This is a genomic window from Streptomyces sp. NPDC002773, from assembly GCF_040295605.1.
In the GTDB taxonomy this organism is placed as follows: Bacteria; Actinomycetota; Actinomycetes; order Streptomycetales; family Streptomycetaceae; genus Streptomyces.
Genome location: NZ_JBEOVO010000004.1, coordinates 249,929 through 271,084, shown reverse-complemented (window position 1 = coordinate 271,084; position 21,156 = coordinate 249,929). Strand labels below are relative to the sequence as shown.

14 protein-coding genes are annotated in these 21,156 nt (G+C 71.2%); 6 read left to right on the top strand and 8 right to left on the bottom strand.

Annotation, left to right across the window (positions count from 1 at the left end):
* Nucleotides 1–102: 102 nt before the first annotated feature.
* Complete coding sequence (locus tag ABT034_RS08100; RefSeq protein WP_351212503.1) at nucleotides 103–1,545, bottom strand: RICIN domain-containing protein; 1,443 nt, start codon at nucleotides 1,543–1,545, stop codon at nucleotides 103–105.
* 435 nt (nucleotides 1,546–1,980) lie between these two features.
* On the opposite strand from ABT034_RS08100, the gene ABT034_RS08095 reads away from it, so the two are divergent.
* Entirely contained in the window at nucleotides 1,981–2,976 is a 996-nt protein-coding gene (locus ABT034_RS08095) for a LacI family DNA-binding transcriptional regulator (protein ID WP_351212501.1), read from the top strand.
* A 387-nt stretch (nucleotides 2,977–3,363) separates the two neighbouring features.
* Here ABT034_RS08095 and ABT034_RS08090 read toward each other — a convergent pair whose 3' ends face one another.
* The gene (locus ABT034_RS08090; protein ID WP_351212647.1) at nucleotides 3,364–4,362 is read right to left on the bottom strand and encodes a LacI family DNA-binding transcriptional regulator; all 999 of its coding nucleotides are present in this window, start codon (nucleotides 4,360–4,362) and stop codon (nucleotides 3,364–3,366) included.
* A 278-nt stretch (nucleotides 4,363–4,640) separates the two neighbouring features.
* Here ABT034_RS08090 and ABT034_RS08085 point away from each other — a divergent pair, with 278 nt between their 5' ends.
* The 5 genes from ABT034_RS08085 to ABT034_RS08065 all read left to right on the top strand — a co-directional run bounded on the left by ABT034_RS08085 (nucleotide 4,641) and on the right by ABT034_RS08065 (nucleotide 12,698).
* Nucleotides 4,641–5,567 (top strand): carbohydrate ABC transporter permease, encoded by a 927-nt coding sequence (locus ABT034_RS08085; RefSeq protein ID WP_351212499.1) that lies wholly within the window; start codon nucleotides 4,641–4,643, stop codon nucleotides 5,565–5,567.
* 3 nt (nucleotides 5,568–5,570) lie between these two features.
* Nucleotides 5,571–6,554 carry a carbohydrate ABC transporter permease gene (locus tag ABT034_RS08080; RefSeq protein ID WP_351212497.1) on the top strand — a complete coding sequence of 328 codons (984 nt, stop codon included), beginning with the start codon at nucleotides 5,571–5,573 and terminating at the stop codon, nucleotides 6,552–6,554.
* A 70-nt stretch (nucleotides 6,555–6,624) separates the two neighbouring features.
* Nucleotides 6,625–7,965, top strand: coding sequence for an ABC transporter substrate-binding protein (locus ABT034_RS08075; protein ID WP_351212495.1), 1,341 nt, complete (start codon nucleotides 6,625–6,627; stop codon nucleotides 7,963–7,965).
* A 145-nt stretch (nucleotides 7,966–8,110) separates the two neighbouring features.
* Complete coding sequence (locus ABT034_RS08070; protein ID WP_351212493.1) at nucleotides 8,111–9,862, top strand: glycoside hydrolase family 35 protein; 1,752 nt, start codon at nucleotides 8,111–8,113, stop codon at nucleotides 9,860–9,862.
* A gap of 409 nt (nucleotides 9,863–10,271) precedes the next feature.
* Entirely contained in the window at nucleotides 10,272–12,698 is a 2,427-nt protein-coding gene (locus ABT034_RS08065; protein ID WP_351212491.1) for a M4 family metallopeptidase, read from the top strand.
* Between the two features lie 75 nt (nucleotides 12,699–12,773).
* Here ABT034_RS08065 and ABT034_RS08060 read toward each other — a convergent pair whose 3' ends face one another.
* From ABT034_RS08060 to ABT034_RS08035, 6 genes are all read right to left on the bottom strand, one after another.
* Nucleotides 12,774–13,802: an ABC transporter permease gene (locus ABT034_RS08060; RefSeq protein ID WP_351212489.1), complete on the bottom strand. Its 1,029-nt coding sequence runs from the start codon at nucleotides 13,800–13,802 to the stop codon at nucleotides 12,774–12,776.
* A complete protein-coding gene (locus tag ABT034_RS08055; protein WP_351212487.1) occupies nucleotides 13,799–15,415 on the bottom strand; it encodes a sugar ABC transporter ATP-binding protein in 1,617 nt (538 codons plus the stop codon). The genes ABT034_RS08060 and ABT034_RS08055 overlap by 4 nt, the downstream gene beginning before the upstream one ends.
* Before the next feature lie 145 nt (nucleotides 15,416–15,560).
* Nucleotides 15,561–16,616: a substrate-binding domain-containing protein gene (locus ABT034_RS08050; RefSeq protein WP_351212485.1), complete on the bottom strand. Its 1,056-nt coding sequence runs from the start codon at nucleotides 16,614–16,616 to the stop codon at nucleotides 15,561–15,563.
* Nucleotides 16,617–16,989: 373 nt separating this feature from the next.
* Nucleotides 16,990–18,276 carry a DUF5685 family protein gene (locus tag ABT034_RS08045; protein ID WP_502972832.1) on the bottom strand — a complete coding sequence of 429 codons (1,287 nt, stop codon included), beginning with the start codon at nucleotides 18,274–18,276 and terminating at the stop codon, nucleotides 16,990–16,992.
* 281 nt (nucleotides 18,277–18,557) lie between these two features.
* Nucleotides 18,558–20,012 carry an aldehyde dehydrogenase family protein gene (locus tag ABT034_RS08040; protein WP_351212481.1) on the bottom strand — a complete coding sequence of 485 codons (1,455 nt, stop codon included), beginning with the start codon at nucleotides 20,010–20,012 and terminating at the stop codon, nucleotides 18,558–18,560.
* Between the two features lie 66 nt (nucleotides 20,013–20,078).
* Nucleotides 20,079–21,152 (bottom strand): zinc-binding dehydrogenase, encoded by a 1,074-nt coding sequence (locus tag ABT034_RS08035; protein WP_351212479.1) that lies wholly within the window; start codon nucleotides 21,150–21,152, stop codon nucleotides 20,079–20,081.
* Nucleotides 21,153–21,156 lie beyond the last annotated feature (4 nt).

The window sequence follows — 21,156 nt, the reverse complement described above, 5'->3', positions numbered from 1 at the left end:
GCTCGATCTCCCTGAGTGATCGTCGTTCTTCGATCCAGTGGTCATGGGTGGGGCAGGCCCCGACGGGGGGACGGGGCCTGCCCGGTGCGGTCCGGACGACGGTCAGACAGCCGCGCGGAGCCACTTCTGGTTGGCGGCGCTGCTGTTGCAGCTCCACTGGATGAGCGGCGTGCCGTCGCTGGTGGCGGTGTTCATCACGTCGAGGCACTTGTTGCTCTGCACGCCGGACAGCTGCACGGTGCCGCCGGAACCGGTCACCTTCCACTGCTGGGCGGTCGTGCCGTTGCAGGTGTACTGGGCGATCGCGGCGCCGTCGGCGGTCGAGCCGTCCCGGGGGGCGAGGCACTTGCCGCTGTAGCGGGCGACGATCTGCACCCGGCCGTTGGCGACGGGCTTGAGCCAGAACTGCTGGTTGACGGTGTTGCCGCAGCCCCACTGGATGAGGGCGGCGCCGTCGGCGGTGGAGCGGTCGGCGACGTCGGCGCACTTGCCGCTGTGGCTCGCCTTGAGCGTCTCCCAGGTCCCGACGCCCTGCACGGTGCCGGCGGCCGTGTCGATGGTGAGCTGCGGGAAGTAGTCCATGGTCATGGTGGTCGGGGTGGGGAACTTCAGCGGCGCCCAGACGTACTGGGAGTCGTTGACCATGCCGCCCATCGAGTTGCCCCAGCGGTCGCCCATGTAGAGGTACGAGGTGCCGGAGGTGCCCTGGACGGGCAGGACGTACGCGGTCTGGGAGCCGTAGGTGGTCCAGTCGCCGATGTCCTTCAGACCGCTCCACTCGCCGGTGATGCTGGTGGCGGTGGCGTACTTCTGCTGGTTGGGAGCCCAGCCGGTGGCCCAGGAGGTGAGCAGGAAGTAGACGCCGTTGCGCTTGAACATCGCGGGCGACTCCCGCGACTCCCCGGCCCACAGCTTGTTCACCTGGACGTCGATGGCGGTGTAGTCCGAGGTCAGACGGTAGACGTGCAGGTCGCGGTTCTCGTTGGCCGCGGAGATCATGTAGCCGGTGCCGTCGGTGTCGACGAAGGTGGTGATGTCCCGGGACATGTGGCCCTCGGGGCGGAAGCTGCCGCGCCAGGTGTAGTCGCCGTCGACGGTGTCCGCCACGGCGACGGCGGCCCGGGCCTCGCTGTAGTCGGTCGCGCTGCCCTCCTTGTGCATCCACATCACGAACTTGCCGGTGGCGGCGTTGTAGATGACCTTGGGCCGCTCGATGTTGGCGCCCGCCAGCTCGGGGTGGGTGGCCTCCGTCAGCACGTGGTTGCGGAACTCCCACGTCTTCAGGTCGGTCGAGCGGTAGGCGGAGACGTACCGGAAGCTGTTGTCGGCGTGGCGGTTCTCGCCGAACCAGTAGTAGTACGAGCCGACCTTGACGACCCCGCCGCCGTGGGCGTGGACGGGGTTGCCCGCCGGGTCGGTGAACTGGGTGGCGTTGGTGACGGTCGCCGCTGCGGCGTGGGCGGTGCCGGCGGTTCCGAGCAGGGACAGGAGAACGGCACAGAGCGCGGTGAGCACGGTGGCCGTCCCCGAGGATGTGCGTCGCATGATCGCGTACCTCGTGGTCTGGGGGGATGAAGTGGCGGGTGGGGCGGATCGGGGCAGGCGTGGGCGCACCTCGGTGCGGGGGTGCCTGCGGAGACGGGGAGGGCGCGCCGGTGGGACGCGTGTCGTGCGGCAGACGACCGCCGGGTGGGGTCCGGTGCCGCCGATGGAAGGTGACCACCGTGTTACACAGAGGTGACACCCTGCGATGTTCGCGTTAACACGAGCGCTTGGGACGAGAGTTTGGGAGGGGCGGCGAGGGCTGTCAAGGATTCGGACAGGATCCGCCGAAGTTTGACCGGCCGGTATGTTTACGCCAACATGTTGAGGGCCCTCCGCGCGGTCGGCCACGATGTGTCTTGACGGAAGGTCGCGTCCATGGCGACGGACAACAGAACGCGGTCGCCTCGCTCACGGCCGGCCCGGCAGTGGCCGTCCATGGCGGACGTCGCCACGATGGCGGGCGTCTCCTCGCAGACGGTGTCACGGGTGGCGAACAACCGGCAGAACGTCGACGCCGCCACCCGCGAGAAGGTGCTCTCCGCCATGCAGGCGCTCGGCTACCGCCCCAACACGGCGGCCCGCGCGCTGGTCACCGGCCGGTTCGGAGCGCTCGGCGTGGTCAGCTTCGACGTGGGCGCGCACGGCAACGCCCGTACGCTCGGCGCGATCGCCGACGCCGCACGCGAGGCCGACTTCTCCGTGAACTTCATGGGCGTACGGGCCCAGACCGAGGCCGCGGTCCGCCACGCGTTCCAGCATCTGATGCTGCAGTCCGTCGACGGCATCGTGCTGGTCGAGTCGCAGATGCTCGACACCCCGTCGCTGCGCCTGCCCCCGTCCATGCCGGTGGTCGTCGCCGACGGCGACACCGGACACGAGTACCCCAACGTCGACTTCGACCAGGCCCACGGCTCCCACAGCGTGGTGTCCCACCTGCTCGGCCTCGGCCACCGCACGGTCTGGCACCTCGCGGGTCCGCGCGACTCGTTCGCGGCGCGCCGGCGCGCCGAGGCCTGGAGCCGGACGCTGACGGACGCGGGCGCGCCCGTACCGCCGTTGGTATACGGGGACTGGTCGGCGAGATCGGGCTACCGGGCCGGGCTCGACATCGCCCGGCGGCCGGAGGTCACGGCCGTCTTCGCCGCGAACGACCAGATGGCGATGGGTCTGATGCGGGCGCTGCACGAATCGGGCAAGAGCGTGCCCGGGGACGTCAGCGTGGCCGGATTCGACGACGTCGCCGAGGCGGCGTACTTCCATCCGCCCCTGACGACGGTCCACCAGGACTTCGAGGTGGTCGGTAAGCACTGCGTCGCCCTGCTGCTCGACCAGATCGAGGGCCGCACGGACGGGCCCCGACGCAGGGCGGTGGAACCGGTCCTCGTGGTGCGCTCGAGCACGGCCCCACCGCGCCCGGGCGCGGTGACCTGACACGGGCCCGGCCCCCTGTGGCCGCCAGCCCCGCCGCCCGGCACCCGCCGCCCGGCACCCCGCCGCCGCCGGCCGCGCCGTAGCCGCCCGGCGCGCGGCCGTAGCCGCCCGGCGGCGGAGGCCTCCAGCCTTCGGTGACCGGTCCGGCCCAGCTCATTGCCGTCGACAGCCGTCGACAGTCGCGCCGTAGCCGACCGGCCGGCGGCGGGGCGGTCCAGCCTCCGCCCGGTCATGCCCGGCCGACGGGGACTTTCCTGCCGTCGCCCCGGGCGGGCCGGCCTTGGGCGGCTTGCCCGCGCCGTCCCTGGCGTGCCCGGCGGGCCGTCGCCCCGATCGCCCCCGGCCTTGCGTGGCCTCCTTGCGCCGCCCCCAGGGCGCACAGACGCCTCAGCGCCCCCGTCCCCCCGCGCCCGCGGGCGCCGTGCTGCTCCGTTCCACCAGGGTCGTCGGCACCAGCTGTACCCCCGTCACCGTCTCGCCCGCCAGCTCCCGCAGGACCGCGTCGACGCACAGCGCTCCGACCTGGGCGAAGTCCTGGTGGACCGTGGTCAGGGGCGGGATGAAGGAGGCCGACTCCGGAATGTCGTCGAAGCCGACGACGCTGACGTCCTCGGGGACGCGTACGCCCCGGTCGTGCAGGGCCCGCAGCAGGCCGAGGGCCATCTGGTCGTTGGCCGCGAAGACCGCCGTGCAGTCGGGCTCGTCGGCGAGTCTCAGGCCCGCTTCGTAACCCGACTCCGGGGTCCAGTCCCCGCGTAGTACGGGAGGCACCGCGCACCCCTCCTCCCGCAGCGCCGCCTCCCACGCCTCGGCGCGGCGGCCCGCGGCGAAGGACTCCTCCAGTCCCGCGATGTGCCACACCGTGCCGTGGCCGAGGCCGAGCAGGTGCCGTACCGCGGCGCGGGCGCCCTGCCGCTGGTCGGTGTCCACCACCGGGAAGCGCCCCGTGGCGTCGGAGTCGACCACGACGACCTTGACGTGCGGCGGCAGGGTGAGGGCTGCGGCGTCGAGCAGGTGCACCTCCATGATCAGCACGACCGCGTCGACCGCCAGCTCGTCGAGGCGGGTGAACGCACCCTTGACGTTGTCCTGCGTGGGCGCGTCGAGCGGGATCAGCGTGACCGCGTAGCCGGCGCGGGACGCCGAGCCGGCGATGGCGTCCAGAGTCCGGACGTTGCCCGTGCTGGTGAGCCCCATCGTGATGACGCCTATGGCTCGAAACTCACCCCGTTTGAGGGCGCGAGCCGCGCTGTTGGGACGGTATCCCAGCTCCTTCATCGCGTCGAGGACCTTCTGCCGGGTGGCCTCGACGACGGCCGCGTCGCCGTTGGAAACACGGGACACCGTCTGCGACGAGACCCCCGCCCGCTGGGCCACGTCCGCCATCGAAACACGGCGCGGCCCGGTCCGCGCCCCCCGCCGGCCGCCGTTCACGGCCGACGCCGACCGACCGGTCGCGTTCTGCTCGGTCACCCGATTCCCTCTCATTCGCTGCCACTTCGTGCTTGACGCCCCTCAGCGGGAATGTCACCATCACGCTACCGATGATTACGTAAACATTTCTCGTCGGCCAGCCCTCTCGCAGGGTCGGTTCTCGGCCTCAGGCCCCCAACATCGCTCCCCGTCTCCGGACCGCTCGGTCACCGACGCTAGGACCCAAAGCCATGACGCTCTTGTCGACGCGCGCTACGGCAGCACCACCGCCCCGCCCACGAGCCCGCTTCCGCCTCCGCAAGGAGGCCCTCGTGGGCTGGGGATTCGCCGGCCCGTTCGTCGCGGTCTTCGGCCTCGTCTTCATCGCACCGATCGGGTACGCCGGATACCTGAGCCTGTTCCAGGACCGGCTCATCGGCGGCACCTCCTTCGTCGGTCTCGACAACTACGGCGAGGCCCTCACGGACCCCCGTTTCTGGGACGGCCTGATCCGGGTCGGCCTCTTCCTGCTGATCCAGGTGCCGATCATGCTGGGCATCGCGCTCTTCGCCGCCCTCGCGATCGACAGCGGCCGTCTCTACGGCAAGACCTTCTTCCGGGTCTCGATCTTCCTCCCGTACGCCGTGCCCGCCGTCGTCGCCAGCCTCATCTGGGGCTTCATGTACGGCGACCAGTTCGGTCTCGTCGGCAACATCAACGACGCGCTGGGGGTCTCCCTCCCCAACCCGCTCTCCCCCTCCCTGGTGCTCGCCTCGATCGGCAACATCGTCACCTGGGAGTTCGTCGGATACAACATGCTGATCTTCTACTCCGCCCTGAAGGTCGTCCCGCGCTCGCTCTACGAGGCGGCGTCGATCGACGGCGCCGGGGAGTGGCGCATCGTGGCCTCGGTGAAGCTGCCGGCCATCCGCAGCGCACTGGTCATCGCCACGATCTTCTCGATCATCGGCAGCTTCCAGCTCTTCAACGAGCCGAGCATCCTGCAGAAGCTCGCCCCCAACGCCATCACCAACGACCTCACTCCCAACCTCTACACGTACTCGCTGTCCTTCGCGGGCCAGCAGCACAACTACGCGGCGACCGTGGCGATCGTGATGGGCGTGATCACCGCGATCATCGCCTACGCGGTCCAGCTGCGCGGCATGCGGAAGGGCTGAGCCATGACCACCTCCATGACCACCGCGGCGGCCGAGCCCACCCCCTCCCCCACGGAGCCCCGGACCGGCGCCGCCGCCGCCTCGCACCGCGCCGCCCGCCCCGCCGCTGCCGGACGCCGCAAGCGGCTCCCGCACACCCCGCTCAACCCGCGCCGCAGCATCCCGCTGACCCTCGTCACCGGCCTGGTCCTCGTCTACACCCTGCTCCCGCTCGCCTGGCTGGTCATCAACGCCACCAAGAGCCAGCGGGGACTGCTCGACTCGTTCGGGCTGTGGTTCGCCGACGACTTCAACCTGTGGGACAACATCACCCGCACGCTCACCTACGACGACGGCGTCTTCGTCCGCTGGCTGCTCAACACGCTGCTGTACGTGTTCGCCGGCGCGGGCGGCGCCACGGTCCTCGCCGTCCTCGGCGGCTACGCCCTCGCGAAGTACGACTTCCCCGGCCGCAAGGCGGTCTTCGCGGTCGTCATCGGAGCCGTGGCCGTCCCCGGCACCGCCCTCGCGGTGCCCACCTTCCTGATGTTCAGCAACATGGGTCTGACGAACACCCCCTGGGCCGTCATCATCCCCTCCCTGATCTCCCCCTTCGGGCTCTACCTCATGTGGGTCTTCGCCGCCGAGGCGGTCCCCACCGAGCTCCTGGAGGCCGCGCGCATCGACGGCTCCGGCGAGCTGCGCACCTTCTTCACCATCGCGCTGCCGCTGCTCGTGCCCGGCACCGTCACCGTGCTGCTCTTCTCCATGGTCGCGACCTGGAACAACTACTTCCTGCCGCTGATCATGATCAAGGACCCTGACTGGTACCCGCTGACCCTGGGCCTCAACGCCTGGAACCAGCAGGCCCAGACGGCAGGCGGCGAGGCCGTCTTCGACCTCATCGTCACCGGTTCCCTGCTGACGATCGTCCCGATCGTGGCCGTCTTCCTGCTGCTCCAGCGGTACTGGCAGTCCGGCCTGGCCGCCGGCAGCGTCAAGGAATGACAGCCCACCCCTGACCCGCCCCCTCCCGGAAGTCCCTCCCCACCCGCACCACCGACCAGGAGCACCTCCCATGCGTACGCACACCACCCGCAGACTGCTCGGCGCACTCGCCGTTCTCGCCACGCTCTCGCTGACCGCCACGGCCTGCGGCTCCGACAGCGAGGACGCCGGCGCCGGCAGCGGCGCCCCGAAGGACATCAACGCCGCGCTCCAGAAGGGCGGAAAGGTGACGGTGTGGGCGTGGGAGCCCACGCTGAAGAAGGTGGCGGAGGACTTCGAGAAGAAGTACCCGAAGGTCGACATCGAGCTGGTCAACGCGGGCACGGGCGACAAGCAGTACACCGCCCTGCAGAACGCGATCGCGGCCGGCAACGGCGCCCCCGACGTGGCCCAGATCGAGTACTACGCGCTCGGCCAGTTCGCCATCGGCAAGTCGGTCGAGGACCTCTCCCCCTACGGCGCCCAGAAGTTCGGCACGACCTTCACGCCCGGCCCGTGGAACGCGGTCTCCGAGGACAAGGCGATCTTCGCCCTGCCGATGGACTCGGGTCCGATGGCGTTCTTCTACAACAAGAAGGTCTTCGACAAGCACGGCGTCAAGGTGCCGACGACCTGGGACGAGTACGTGGAGGCGGCCCGTACCCTCCACAAGGCCGACCCGAAGATCTTCATCACCAACGACACCGGTGACGCCGGGGCCACGACCAGCCTCATCTGGCAGGCCGGCGGACGTCCGTACCGCACCGACGGCACCGACGTCACCGTCAACTTCGACGACGAGGGCACCAAGAAGTACACCGCCACCTGGCAGAAGCTCCTCGACGAGAAGCTCGTCGCGCCGACCAGCTCCTGGAGCGACGCCTGGTACAAGGGTCTGGCGGACGGCTCCATCGCCACCCTCTCCATCGGCGCCTGGATGCCCGCCAACCTCACCTCCGGTGTCGCCTCCGCGTCCGGCGACTGGCGGGTCGCCCCGCTGCCGCAGTGGACGAAGGGCGAGAAGACCACCGCCGAGAACGGCGGCAGCTCGCTCGCCGTCCCGAAGGCCGCCAAGAACAAGGAACTCGCCTATGCCTTCACCGAGTTCGCCACCACCGGCGCCGGCGCGAGCACCCGGGTCGCCCAGGGCGCCTTCCCCGCCACCCGCACGGACCTGGAGTCGAAGGCGTTCCTCGACACCAAGTTCCCCTACTTCGGCGGCCAGCAGGCCAACCGGATCTTCGCCGAGTCCGCCCGCAACGTCGGCGCCGACTGGTCCTACCTGCCCTTCCAGGTCTACGCGAACTCGATCTTCAACGACACCGCCGGCAAGGCGTACGTCACCCCGACCAAGCTCGCCGACGGCCTGAAGGCCTGGCAGGACGCCAGCGTCAAGTACGGCAAGGACCAGGGCTTCACCGTCAACAAGTAGCCCGTTGGCCCGCGGGGCGGAGCCGTATCGCGACTCCGCCCCCGCAAGCCCGCAGAAAGGGCTTGCCATGATCCCCATGTTTGCGTAAACATAGGGGGTCGACGTCTCCACCCGCACGACCTTCACGTACAGGAGCAAGCAGCGCATGCCCGTTCTCCAGACAGACACGGCCGGATTCCTGCTCGACGGTCAGCCCTTCCGGTTCCTGTCCGGTGGCCTGCACTACTTCCGGGTCCACCCCGAGCAGTGGCAGGACCGGCTCCGCAAGGCCCGGCTCATGGGACTCAACACCGTCGAGACGTACGTCCCCTGGAACCTCCACCAGCCGCGCCCCGACCGGTTCGTGATGGACGGCGGACTCGACCTCCCCCGCTTCCTCGACCTCGCCGCCGCCGAGGGACTGCACGTCCTGCTGCGCCCCGGCCCGTACATCTGCGCCGAGTGGGAGGGCGGCGGCCTGCCCTCGTGGCTGCTCGCCGAGCCGGACATACGGCTGCGCACCCGCGACCCCCGCTTCCTGGCGGCCGTGGACGACTTCTTCCACCGCCTGCTGACCCCCCTCCAGCCCTACCTCGCCTCGCGGGGCGGCCCGATCCTCGCCGTACAGGTGGAGAACGAGTACGGGGCCTTCGGCGACGACACCGCCTATCTGGAGCACATCGCCGACTCGCTGCGCGGCTGCGGGATCGACGTCCCCCTGTTCACCTGCGACCAGCCGGTCGACCTGGAGCGGGGCTCCCTGCCCGGCGTCCTCGCCACCGCCAACTTCGGCAGCCGCTCGGCCCACCATCTGGCCGCCCTGCGCGCGCAGCGCCCCGAGGGGCCGCTGATGACGACGGAGTTCTGGATCGGCTGGTTCGACCGCTGGGGCGCGCGCCACGTCGTCCGCGATCCCGACGACGCCGCCCGCGAGCTCGACGAGGTCCTCGCCGCCGGTGCCTCGGTCAACTTCTACATGTTCCACGGCGGCACCAACTTCGGCTTCACCAACGGCGCCAACGACAAGCACACCTACCGGCCCACCGTCACCTCCTACGACTACGACTCGCCGCTCGACGAGGCCGGGGACCCGACGGAGAAGTACACCGCCTTCCGCGACGTCATCGCCAAGTACGCGACCGTGCCGAGCGAGCCCGTTCCGGCCCCCGGGGCCAAACTGGCCGTCCCCGCGGTCGCGTTGACGCAGAGCGCCGAGCTCCTGCCGAGCGCGGCCGCGCTGTCGCCGGGGATCGACTCCCGGCGGCCGCTGACCATGGAGGAGCTGGAGCAGGACTTCGGCTTCGTCCTCTACGAGACCACCCTGCCGCTGCGGGGTCCGGCCCTCCTCGAGATCGAGCACGTCCGCGACCGGGCCCAGGTCTTCGTCGACGGGCAGCCGGTGGGCGTCCTGGAGCGTGAGAACCACGAGCACGCCCTGGCCTTCACGGCCCCCGGGGCCGGCAGTGTGCTGTCGATCCTGGTGGAGAACCAGGGCCGGGTGAACTACGGGCAGGGCATCCACGACCGCAAGGGACTGCTCGGCAAGGTCCTTCTCGACGGCGTCGAGCCGGTCGCCTGGACGAGCCGCCCGCTGCCGCTCACCTCCCTTGAGGACATCCCCTTCGCGACCACCACGACGACGCCCGTCGGCCCGGTCTTCCACCGCGGCACCTTCGAGCTCGCCGAGGCGGCGGACACCTTCCTGCACCTCGACGGCTGGACCAAGGGCAACGCCTGGGTGAACGGCTTCGCGCTCGGCCGCTACTGGTCCCGCGGCCCGCAGCGGTCGCTGTACGTCCCCGCTCCCGTCCTGCGTGCCGGTACGAACGAGATCGTCGTGCTCGAGCTCCACGCCGGCCCCCGGGCCCGTACCGTCGACTTCCGCGAGACGCCCGACCTGGGCCCCACCGAGGAGTAGGAACTCCTCCCCGCGCCGCCGGGCCCTGGCGCGTCCCCCGTGCGCGCCCGGGCCCGGCTCCTCTCTCCGCCGTCCCAGCCCTCCCGGCTTCCGGGAGGGCTGTGCGCGTTTCCGCCGCGGTGCGGACGGCCGGCATCTTGCCGAGCGGGGATGATTACGTAACCATCCGGCCACGGGGCCACCTCCGAGCGCCAATTCCGGTCAACCCTCCGACGGCATCTGGCATGTTCACGCAAACATGCCAGACTTCCTCACGCCGGAAGCGGGGCTGATCGTTCCAACTGCCTTGCGTCCAGCGGCAGTTCGCACCCACACACTCAGCACGGCCAGCTCCACCCGGGCGGACCATCTCCGGTCCCCCGGGCCGCTCCGGCCGGTGTCCCCGGCCGACCCCCCACCTGGAGTCCCGTTGAGACGTTCCCTCCGTGCGGCGACAGCCGCCGGTGCCCTCACGACGTGCGCCGCGCTGCTCGCCGTCGGCCTCCCCACCACCGGCGCGGCCGCGGCCCACCCGGCGGCACCCGCCGCCACGGCGGCCGCACCCGTCGCACCCGTCGCACCCAAGGCCCGCGCCGGCGCCTCCCCCGTCGCGCTCAGCCCCAGCGGCCACGCCGCCCTCCTCGCCGAAGCCGGAGCCGACCGGCAGGCGACCGCCGAGAGGATCGGCCTGGGCGACCAGGAAGCGCTCGTGCCCAAGTCCGTCCTGAAGGACGCCGACGGCACACTGCACACGCGCTACGACCGCACCTTCGCCGGGCTGCCCGTCCTCGGCGGCGACCTCGTGGTCCACACGGCCCCCGGCGGGGCCGTCAAGAGCGTCACCAAGGCGACCCGCGCCACCGTCTCCGTCCCCTCCACCACGGCCACGGTCACGGCCGCCGCCGCGAAGTCCCACGCCGTCGGCCGGGCCACGGCCGAGGGCACCGAGGCCCCGAAGGCCGACTCCGCGCGCAAGGTGGTCTGGGCGGCCACCGGCCGGCCCACCCTGGCCTGGGAGACGGTCGTCGGCGGCGTCCAGAAGGACGGCACCCCCAACGAGCTGCACGTCATCACCGACGCGAGGACCGGCGGCACGCTCTTCGAGTACCAGGCCGTCATGAACGGCACCGGCCACGGCCAGTACAACGGCCAGGTCACCCTCGGGACTTCGGGGTCCGCCGGCTCGTACCTCCTCCAGGACGCCGGCCGAGGCGGCGGCAAGACCGTGGACATGGGCCACTCCATGGACGACGAGGGCCCCGAGACCCCCTTCACCGACGCCGACGACGTCTGGAGCGACGGCACCCCCGGCCACCACCAGACGGCCGCGGTGGACGCCCACTACGGCGCCCAGCTGACCTGGGACTACTTCAAGAACGTCCACGGCCGCAACGGCATCAGGAACGACGGCGTCGCCGCCCGCAGCCGGGTCCACTTCGGCAACGCGTACTCCAACGCCTACTGGTGGGACTACTGCTTCTGCATGACGTACGGCGACGGCGCCTACAACGCCAACCCGCTGACCTCCATCGACGTCGCCGCCCACGAGATGACCCACGGCGTCACGTCGAACACGGCAGGTCTGCGCTACAGCGGAGAGTCCGGCGGCCTGAACGAGGCCACGTCCGACATCTTCGGCGCCGCGGTGGAGTTCTGGGCGAACAACCCGTCCGACCCGGGTGACTACCTGGAGGGCGAGAAGGTCGACATCAACGGCGACGGCACTCCCCTGCGCTACATGGACAGGCCCTCCAGAGACGGCGACTCCGCCGACCACTGGTACCCGAACCTCGACCTGCTCGACGTCCACTACTCCTCCGGGCCCGCCAACCACTGGTTCTACCTGGCGTCCGAGGGCAGCGGTGCCAAGCTCGTCAACGGCGTCTCCTACAACTCCCCGACGTACGACGGCAAGCCGGTCAACCCGATCGGCCGCGAGGCCGCCGCGAAGATCTGGTACCGGGCCCTGACGACGTACATGACGTCGAGCACCGACTACGCGGGCGCCCGCACCGCCACCCTCCAGGCCGCCGCCGACCTGTACGGGGCGAACGGCGTCGTCCACAACAACGTCGGAAACGCCTGGGCCGCCGTCAACGTCGGCCCCCGCGTGGTCCAGGGCGTCACCCTGACCAGCCCCGGCGACCAGGTGTCCACCACGACCGCGGCGGTCGCCCTCCAGATCCAGGCCGTCACCAGCAATCCCGGAGCCGCCCTCACCTACACGGCCACCGGACTGCCCGCCGGGCTCACCCTCAACGCCTCGACCGGCAAGATCACCGGTACACCGACGACGAACGCGAACTCCGCCGTCACCCTCACCGTCAAGGACTCCACCGGCGCCCACGACATCGTCTCGTTCTCCTGGCTCGTGTATACCCCGGGCAACTGCACCTCGACGCAGCTGCTCGGCAACCCCGGCTTCGAGTCGGGGAGTTCGGCCGCGTGGAAGACCAGCGGCTCCACCCGCGTGATCACCGACGACAACTCGTGGCTCCCCTCGCGCACCGGCTCGTGGAAGGCCCTGCTCGGCGGCAACGGGAACACGTCCACCGAGGCGATCACGCAGACCGTGTACGTCCCCTACGGCTGCAAGGCCACGGCCACCTTCTGGCTGCGGGTCCTCACCAACGAGGCGTCCAAGACCGTCGCGTACGACAAGCTGACCGTCGAGGCCGACAGCACGCCCCTGGCGACGTACTCCAACCTGAACGCGAGCACCGGCTACGTCCAGAAGACCGTCGACCTCGGGGCCGTCGCCGGGCGGTACGTGACGCTGAAGTTCACGGCCAAGGAGGACCTCGCCACCCCGACCTACTTCCTGCTCGACGACACCGCGCTCACCATCCACCCCTGATCCGTTCCTGACAGCGGCCGGCATACGCCGAGAGGCCCGCTCCCCGAAGGGGGCGGGCCTCGTCCGTGCGCCGGGTCAGTGTGGAAGGCCGACGGCCCTCTCCCCGTTACGGCGCTGCTGGATCACCACGGCGGCCACGAGGAGCGCGCCCTGGGCGACGTTCTGCCAGAAGGTGTTGATGCCCTCGACCGTCAGGCCGTTCTCCAGGGCGCCGAGGAGGGCGACGGCGAGGAGCGTGCCGCCGACTCCTCCCTTGCCGCCCTTGAGGGCGCAGCCGCCGAGTGCGGCGGCGGTGATGGCCTTGAGTTCCAGGCCCTCGCTGCCGGAGACGGGCTGGCCGGAGCCGGTGCGGGCGGTGAGCAGGATGCCGGCGATGGCGGCGACGACGCCGATGAGGGCGTAGACCGCGACGAGGTACTTGTTGATGTTGATGCCGGCGAGGCGGGCGGCGGTGTCGTTGCCGCCGATCGCGTAGAGGTTGCGGCCGATGTCCGTGTACCTGAGCATCACGTGCACGGCGATCGCGACGACGATGAGGATCCAGACCATCACCGGCAGACCGGCGATCTTGCCGCGGCCGAGGAACACGAAGAACGGGTCGTTGAGGACGTAGCCCTGGGCGCGGCCGTCGGACAGGAGCTGCGCGAGGCCCTTGTAGGCGGCGAGTCCGGCGAGGGTCGCGATGGTCGGGTTGACGCGGCCGTAGACGATGACGAGGCCGTTGAGGACGCCGACCAGGATGCCGACGCCGACGGCGGCGAGCATGCCGAGGAACGCGCTGGAGCCGGTGCTGGTGAAGACCATGGCGCTGACCACGGAGGCGACGCCGACCTGGGAGCCGACGGAGATGTCGAGGCCGCCGCAGATGATGACGACGGTCTGGACGATGGCCAGGAGGCCGGTGATGGTGGCCGCTTCGGCGATCACCTGGATGTTCGAGAGGCTGAGGTAGTTCTCGTTGAGGGCGCCGAACAGCCCGAGGACCACGACGAGCGCACCGATGAGGCTGAGGTTCTGCCCGCCGAGGGCCGCCAGCGGTGAGCGCTTGCGGGCCGGTTCCGGGGCCTTCTCGGTCTCGGCCGGGGAGGTGGTGGCGGTGGTCATCGGGGGCCTCCATGGGCGGAGTCGGTACGGGGCCGGGCGGCGGCCGGGGTGGGGGCGGCGTCCACGGTGGCGAGGTCGTCGGCCATGGCGAGGTTGAGGATCGACTCCTCGGTGGCCTCGGCGCGGGCGAGTTCGCCGGTGATGCGGCCGTTCTGCATCACCACGACGCGGTCGGCGAGTCCGAGCACCTCGGGGAGCTCGGAGGAGATCACGAGCAGGGCGACGCCGTCCCGTGCGAGGTCGGCGATGATCCGGTAGATCTCCGCCTTGGCGCCGATGTCGATGCCGCGGGTGGGCTCGTCGAGGATCAGGACCTTCGGCCGGCGCAGCAGCCACCGGGCGAGGACGACCTTCTGCTGGTTGCCGCCGGACAGCTTGCGGACCTCGTGCTCGATGGACGGGGTGCGCACCCTGAGCCGGTCGGAGAACTCCTGGGCGACGGCCTTCTCGTCGCCGCTGCGGACGAAGCGCATCCGGCGCAGCCGCTCCAGGCTGACCAGGGAGGTATTGTCGCGGATGGAGCGCTGGAGGAAGAGGGCCTGGGCCTTGCGTTCCTCCGGGGCCAGGCCGATGCCGGCCCGGATGGCGTCCTTCGGGCTGCGCAGCCGCAGCGGCTTGCCGTTGAGGGAGATCCGCCCGGCGCGCAGGGGCCGGTCACCGGCGAGCGCGAGTGCCAGCTCGGAGCGTCCGGCGCCCATCAGCCCGGCGAGGGCGACCACTTCTCCGGCCCTGACCTGGAGGCTGATGTCGCTGACGTCGTCGGTGGTGACGCCGTCGAGTTCCAGGACGACCTCGTCCCGGGCGACGTCCTGGCGTACGAACAGCGTGGAGAGGTCGCGGCCGACCATCATCCGGACGACTTCGCTCTCGGTGGTGGCCGCGGCGTCGAGGACGCCGGCGGAGGCTCCGTCCCGGAGCACCGCGATGCGGTCCGCGAGCCGGAAGATCTCCTTCATGCGGTGGGAGACGTAGATGATCGCGATGCCCTGGGCCCGCAGCCGGTCGATCAGGGCGAACAGGGCCTCGGCCTCGTTCTCCGCGAGGGAGGAGGTCGGCTCGTCGAAGGCGATGACCTTGGCCTCGCCGGTGAGGGCGCGCAGGATTTCCACCAACTGGCGCTGTGCGGCGGTCAGTTCGGAGCCGAGCTGGTCGGGGTCGATGACCTTCTCGAAGCCGAGCCGGGCCAGGTCGGCGGTGATCCTGCGGCGCAGCTCGGCGCGGTCGAGGCGCCGGCCGGCCTTGCGCGGGAGGGATCCGGCGTAGACGTTCTCCGCGACGGAGACGTGCGGGATGATCTCCGGTTCCTGCGGGATGATGCGGATCCCGGCCTTGCGCGCGTCCTGCGGCGAGGCGAACGAGACGGGCGTCCCGTCGAGGAGGACCCGTCCGTCGGTGGGCTGGTGGTCGCCGGTGAGGATCTTCAGGAGCGTGGACTTACCCGCGCCGTTCTCGCCCATGAGGGCGGTGACCTGCCCCGGGAGGAAGGTCAGGGTGACGCCGCCGAGGGCCTGGACGGCGCCGAAGCGCTTGGTGATGTTCTCGACGGCGACACCGGCACCTGGCGGAGAGACGGGAGTCGCCGGCGTGGGGGGTTGGGTGCCGGGTGTGGTCATGGTGGCCTCACGGGCTGGAGGGACGGGGAAGGGCCGACGGGGCGTCGTACGGCGGGAGCGCCGGTACGGCGGTGCGGCGGGCGACCTGGAGGGGCCGGTGCGGCGGGCGGGACGGGCCGCCGCACCGGCGTCGAGGGGCCGCGGCTCAGCCGCAGGTGACTCCGGCGGACTTCCAGGTGGAGGCGTCGACCATGGTGGTCGGGGCGAAGGCCTCCTTGGGGAAGGCCTTGCCGTTCTTGAGCTTGTCGAACATCGTCTGCACGGCGAGGGCGCCGACGTCCTTGCCGTTGATGAAGAGGGCGGCCTTCATGCCGGACGGCTTGCCGGAGCTCCAGTTCTTGCAGGCCAGGTAGGCGCCGAGGCCCACGCCGATGACGTCGTCGGCCTTGAAGCCGGCGTTCTCGAGGGCGGTGACCCCGCCCTGGACGTTCTCGTCGTTGCAGCCCCAGACCACCCAGTGCTTGACGCTCGGGTTGGCGGTGATGGTGGCGGCGATCTTGTCCTGCGCGCCGGTGGGGCTGTTGTCCGTGGGGACGTCGATGTTCTGGACCTTGGCACCGGCGCCGGCGGCGAAGGCGTCCTTGGAGGCCTTGACGCGGTCGGTGCAGACGGTCACGTCCTGCTTCCAGGCGGAGATGGTGCGGGTCTCGGCGGGGTTCCAGCCGGCCTTCTTGAACTCGGCGGCGGCGCGCTTGCCGACCTCGCCGCCCATCTGGGCGCCGCTGAAGCCGATCCGGGGCACCAGGGCGTCGGCAGGGCAGGAGGACGGGTCCGGTCCCGTCGTGCAGATCTGGTCGTCGGAGGTGAGCAGGGCGACCTTGGCGTCCTTGGCGATCTGGGCGACCTGGGGTCCGACGGCCGGGTCCGGGACGACGACGATCAGACCGTTGCTCTTCTGCGAGATCGCCGCCTGGGCCTCGCTGATGGTCTTGTTGGCGTCGGTGCCGAGGTTGACGACCTTCAGGTCGATGCCGAGTTCGTCCGCCTTGGCCTTGGCGCCGGCCGCCTCACCGATGAAGTACTCCTGGTCGCCCTGCTTCTGCAGGTAGGTGACGGAGATCTTGCCGTCGACCTTGGCGACGTCCTCGGCGCCTCCCTTGCCGGCCGCCTGCTGGCCGCTGGAACAGGAGGTCAGCGCGAGGACGGAGGCCAGGCCCAGGACGACTGCCGCCACCGGCCGCCGGTTGAGTTCAGTGAACATGTCATTCCCCTTGCTTGGACGGGCCGCACACGGCCGACCGGTGAGGCACGGAATCTGGAGACTCGCGGGGGATCGTGGCGAGGAAGGGGGAACGACGGTTCCGGTCCTGTCCGACGATGTTGCGAGAGCGGGCGACCGGGCGCTTCAGGGGTGCTGAAGTTGCCGTGGTCAGTGGTTAATCAACTCGATGCAACACAGAAAATCGCCGTTTCCATCAAAAGTCAACAGAGTGCCTAGGAGGTTTCGGATCGATACGTCGCCGTTACCGATGCCCGGGGCATAGGCCTGCGCAGCAACCGCTTACCGCGCAGGCCATATCCGTCACGCGCCCAGCAGGGGTGTTGGAATATGTTGGAGTTGGAGAGGTCGTCGGTCAGTCGCAGCAGCAGTTGCACGGGTTGCAGCAGCCACCGCCACCGCAGCAGCCGTCACCCGAGCCACCGCCGGAGCCACCGGACCCACGGCCTCCGCCGCCCGAACCGCCGGAGCCACCACCCCAGTTGCCGCCGCCCGAACCACCGGAAGAACCGCCCGAGTTGCCCCCGCCCGAGCCGCCGCTGTCCGAGCCGCCGTACTGCGGGGGCTCCGCGCCCTCCATGGCGTCCTCGGCGCAGGTGCAGCAGGAGGAGCACCACCGGCAGTAGCGGCACAGCGGACGCCACTGGTTGCACCGTCCGCACTGCCCCTCCGACGGCCGGCCCGACGCCGTCGAGACGCCCTCCGGGGCCGCGAGCGCCCCGACACCGCAGCTCTCCGAGGACGTGTCCGTCGCCGTACGGCGTCCCAGCCAGGGCAGCATGCGCGGGCCCGCGCCCCGCGTCCGGGGGCCGTGCTGGTGGTGGCGGCCCTGCCGGGGGACGAAGACCCGGTCGACGGCGTGATCCAACTCGTCGCCGAGGAGTGCCCGTACCAGCCGGTCGTCGACGAACTCCGCCTCGGCCAGGGCGAGTCGGATGCCGTGGACGGCATCGTCGCAGAGCCGGCGTACCTCGGCGCGGTCGGCGCCGGTCACGGCGATCGGATTCCACGCGCCGGACGCCTCGTCCACGTCCAGGTCCTCCACCGCGTCGAGGAGATGTGCCAGCCGTCCGAACAGGCGGCCCGCCTCCGCCAGCGGTTCGGCGTTGCCCGGGCGGCCAGCGAGGACCGCGGTGTGGGCGAAGGCGGCGGCGGTCGCCGTCTCCGTGGGCTCCGTGACCGTGAGCAGCGAGCCACGGGGGCCAATCGTCCGCTCGATGTCCTGCTGCCGTTCGACCGCCCCGATCAGCACCGCGGTGTCGAAGCCGAGCCGGTCGCCGCCCGCGGCGCCCGCACGGTCCCAGCCGAGGGCGATCCTGCGGGCCGCCAGCGTCACCGGACGGCGCCCCAACAGGCCGTCGCCGTCGGCCACATGGTCACGTATCTTCGCCGCGGCGAGCACCAGCGACACCGTCGCCGCGAGCCGCGCGCCCTCGCCCCGCGCCACGTCCGCCGACCGCATCCCGCGCAGCGGGCACGGGCCGGCGCCCCGCCGCCAGTCGCCGGAACGCTCCGACTGCGCCTCGGTCAGCACCGAGACGATCAGGCCGTCGTAGTTGGTGGCCACCCGCGCGAACTGCCCGTACTCGCTGCGCAGCGCCAGGCACAGCCCGCACAGATGCGCCATCCACTCGGTACGCATGGTCCCGCCCAGGCGATGACGGCAGGGCCTGATGATTCCGAACACAGAAGTTCTCCCCCGTAGATACGGCTACCGCGCGAACCGTCACCCCCGCGGGGCGTCGCGCGGCCGACATCCTAGAGGCTCACCCCTCGGGGGCCTCGTCGTCGGAGACGACCCGGCCGCTCTGCAGATGGGCGACCCTGCCGTCGGGGTACGGGCCCCGGCGTACGACGGTCGCTCCGACGGCGCACTCCACCGCTGTGCCCTTCTGTTGCTCTGTTCTGAGGTGCTTCGGTGCTTCAGTACCGGATGCAGGCGGACCGCAGGTCGGTGTAGAAGTCCCAGACGTCGGGCGAGCATTCGGGCGCGCCCAGCTGGGAGGCCTTGGCGCCCATGTGCGGCAGGTGGGAGTACGCGCCCACGCCCGGCCGGTTGACGTGCAGCATGCCGGCCTGGAAGTCCTGGAGCGCCTGGAACATCAGGGAGGGGTTCCGGGTGAAGATCGTCCCGGACATCCCGTACTTCACCGAGTTCGAGATCCGCATGGCGTCCTCGTACCCGTCGCAGTCGATGACCGAGAGGACGGGGCCGAAGACCTCCTCCTGGGCGATCTCGCTGTCCCAGGCCACGTCGGTCAGGACCGTGGGGTTCACGAAGTAGCCCGGGGTGCCGGGGTCCGCCGCGCCGCCGCCGCAGGCGACCGTGGCGCCGGCGGCGACAGCCGAATCGACGGCGTCGAGGCAGGCGCGCATCCGCTCCTCGTTGACGACCGGGCCGATGTCGGCCCCGTCCTGGTCGCCCCGGCCGATCCGCATCGCCCGCACCCGGGGGACGAGCCGGTCGAGGAGCTGGTCCCGGACGGGACGGTCGACGATCACGCGGCTCGTCGCGCTGCAGCGCTGGCCGCTCTGCCCGAACGCGCCGTGGACGATGGCGTCGACAGCCGCGTCGAGGTCCGCGTCGGCGAGGACGATCAGGGCGTTCTTGCCCCCGAGTTCCAGCTGCGTACGCATGAGGCGGCCCGCGCCCGCCTTGTTGATGGCCCGCCCGACCGGCAGCGAGCCGGTGAAGGAGATCCCGGCCACGCGCGGGTCGGAGACGAGTGCCTCGCCCGGCTCCCGGTCGCCCTGGAGCAGGTTGAGCACGCCCGGCGGCAGCCCGGCGTCGGCGAAGGCCTCGACGAGCAGGGCCGAGGTCCAGGGTGTCAGCGGGGACGGCTTCAGTACGGCGGTGCAGCCGGCGACCAGGGCCGGAGCGGCCTTCCACATGGGGATGGCGACCGGGAAGTTCCACGGTGTGATGAGTCCGACGACGCCGAGCGGTCGGCGGAACGTCATCGCGAGGGTCCGCGGCTCCTCCGCCGGGGTGGTGACGCCGTTGATCCGGCGCGCCTCGCCGATGGTGAAGTCGAGGATCGCGAGCGAGCGCGTCACCTCGCCCCTGGCCTCGGACAGGCGCTTGCCCTGCTCGCGGGTGATCGCCGCGGCGAACACCTCCTGGCGTTCCTCGATCAGCCTGGCCGCGGCGGTCAGGAACGTGGCGCGTTCGATCGGGCCGAGCGCGTCCCAAGCGCCCTGCGCGGCCGCCGCCGCGTCCACCGCCGCGGCGGCGTCCTTGGCGCCGGACTCCGCGAACTCGCCGATGACGTCGTCGGTGTCGGCCGGGTTCAGGTCGGCGCGTACCGCGCCGGTCGAGGACGGCACCCAGGCACCGTCGATGTGGTTGAGGAGGTGTTCAGGGCGCGGCTCTGCCATGAGGGACTCCCTAGCTGGGGTTCGGCCGGTGCGGCCGGAGGAAGGTGCGGCGGTCCGACCGGCGTGTCAGTCCATGCGTACGGCGATGCGCGGTGCGGTGCCCTCGCGGGCGGCGGCGACGGCCGCGTCGATGTCGTGGAGCGGCAGCGCGTCGGGGACGAGGTCGGCGAAGAGGGCCTGCGCCGGGGTCTCCGCCAGGAACAGGACCGCTTCGGCCAGGTCGTCGACGGTGTAGTTGTGGCTGCCGACGACACGGGAGAGGTTGCGCACGAAGGTGTCGGGTTCGAAGCTCACCTCGGGGCCCGGGGAGACGGAGCCGACCAGGGCCACGCTGCCGTCCGTCCCGACGATGTCGAGCGCCGCCTGGACGGCCCGGTGGTTGCCCGACAGCTCGATCACGACGTCGGCGCCGTACTTCTGCGCGTACTCGGCGAGTTCGTCGGGGCCGCCCACGGCGTGCGCCCCGAAGGCGCGCGCCAGTTCCCGCCGGCTCTCGTCCACGTCACAGGCGATGACGTGTTCCGCCCCGAGCTCGCGTGCGTAGGCGACGGCGGTGAGACCGAGCATGCCGCAGCCGATGACGACCACGGAGTCGCCGGCGTCGAGGCCGGCCCGCCGGGCGGCGCAGACCACGGTGGCCGTCGCGCAGTTGGCGGGTGCGGCGACCGCGGCGGGCAGCGACTCGGGTACGGACACCAGGCCGGTGCCGGCGACCAGGTGGCAGTGGGTGGCGAGGCCGCCGTTGAGCCGCCACCGGTCGGTGATCGCCTCGTGGCCGTACTTGCGGACGCCGGTGCACTTCTGCGGCACGCCCCGGACACACCGCCGGCAGGAGCCGCAGGCGGTCCCTATCGTCCAGGTGACGCGCTGTCCCGGCTCCACGAGCTTCCCGTCCCGGGTGCGGACGGTGCCGGACACGTCCTCGACGACGCCCACCGCCTCGTGACCGAGGACCGTCGGCAGGGGGGTCGGCCGGTCGCCGGCGATGGTGTGGAGGTCGCTGCCGCAGATGGTGGCGAGTTCGATGCGGACCAGCACCTCGCCGGGCGCCAGTTCCGGCCGTGGCTGGGGTTCGAGGGCGAAGCCGCCTTCGGGGCCGGACCAGACGGCCGCGAGGGGAAGCGCGCTCGGATCTGTCATGTCG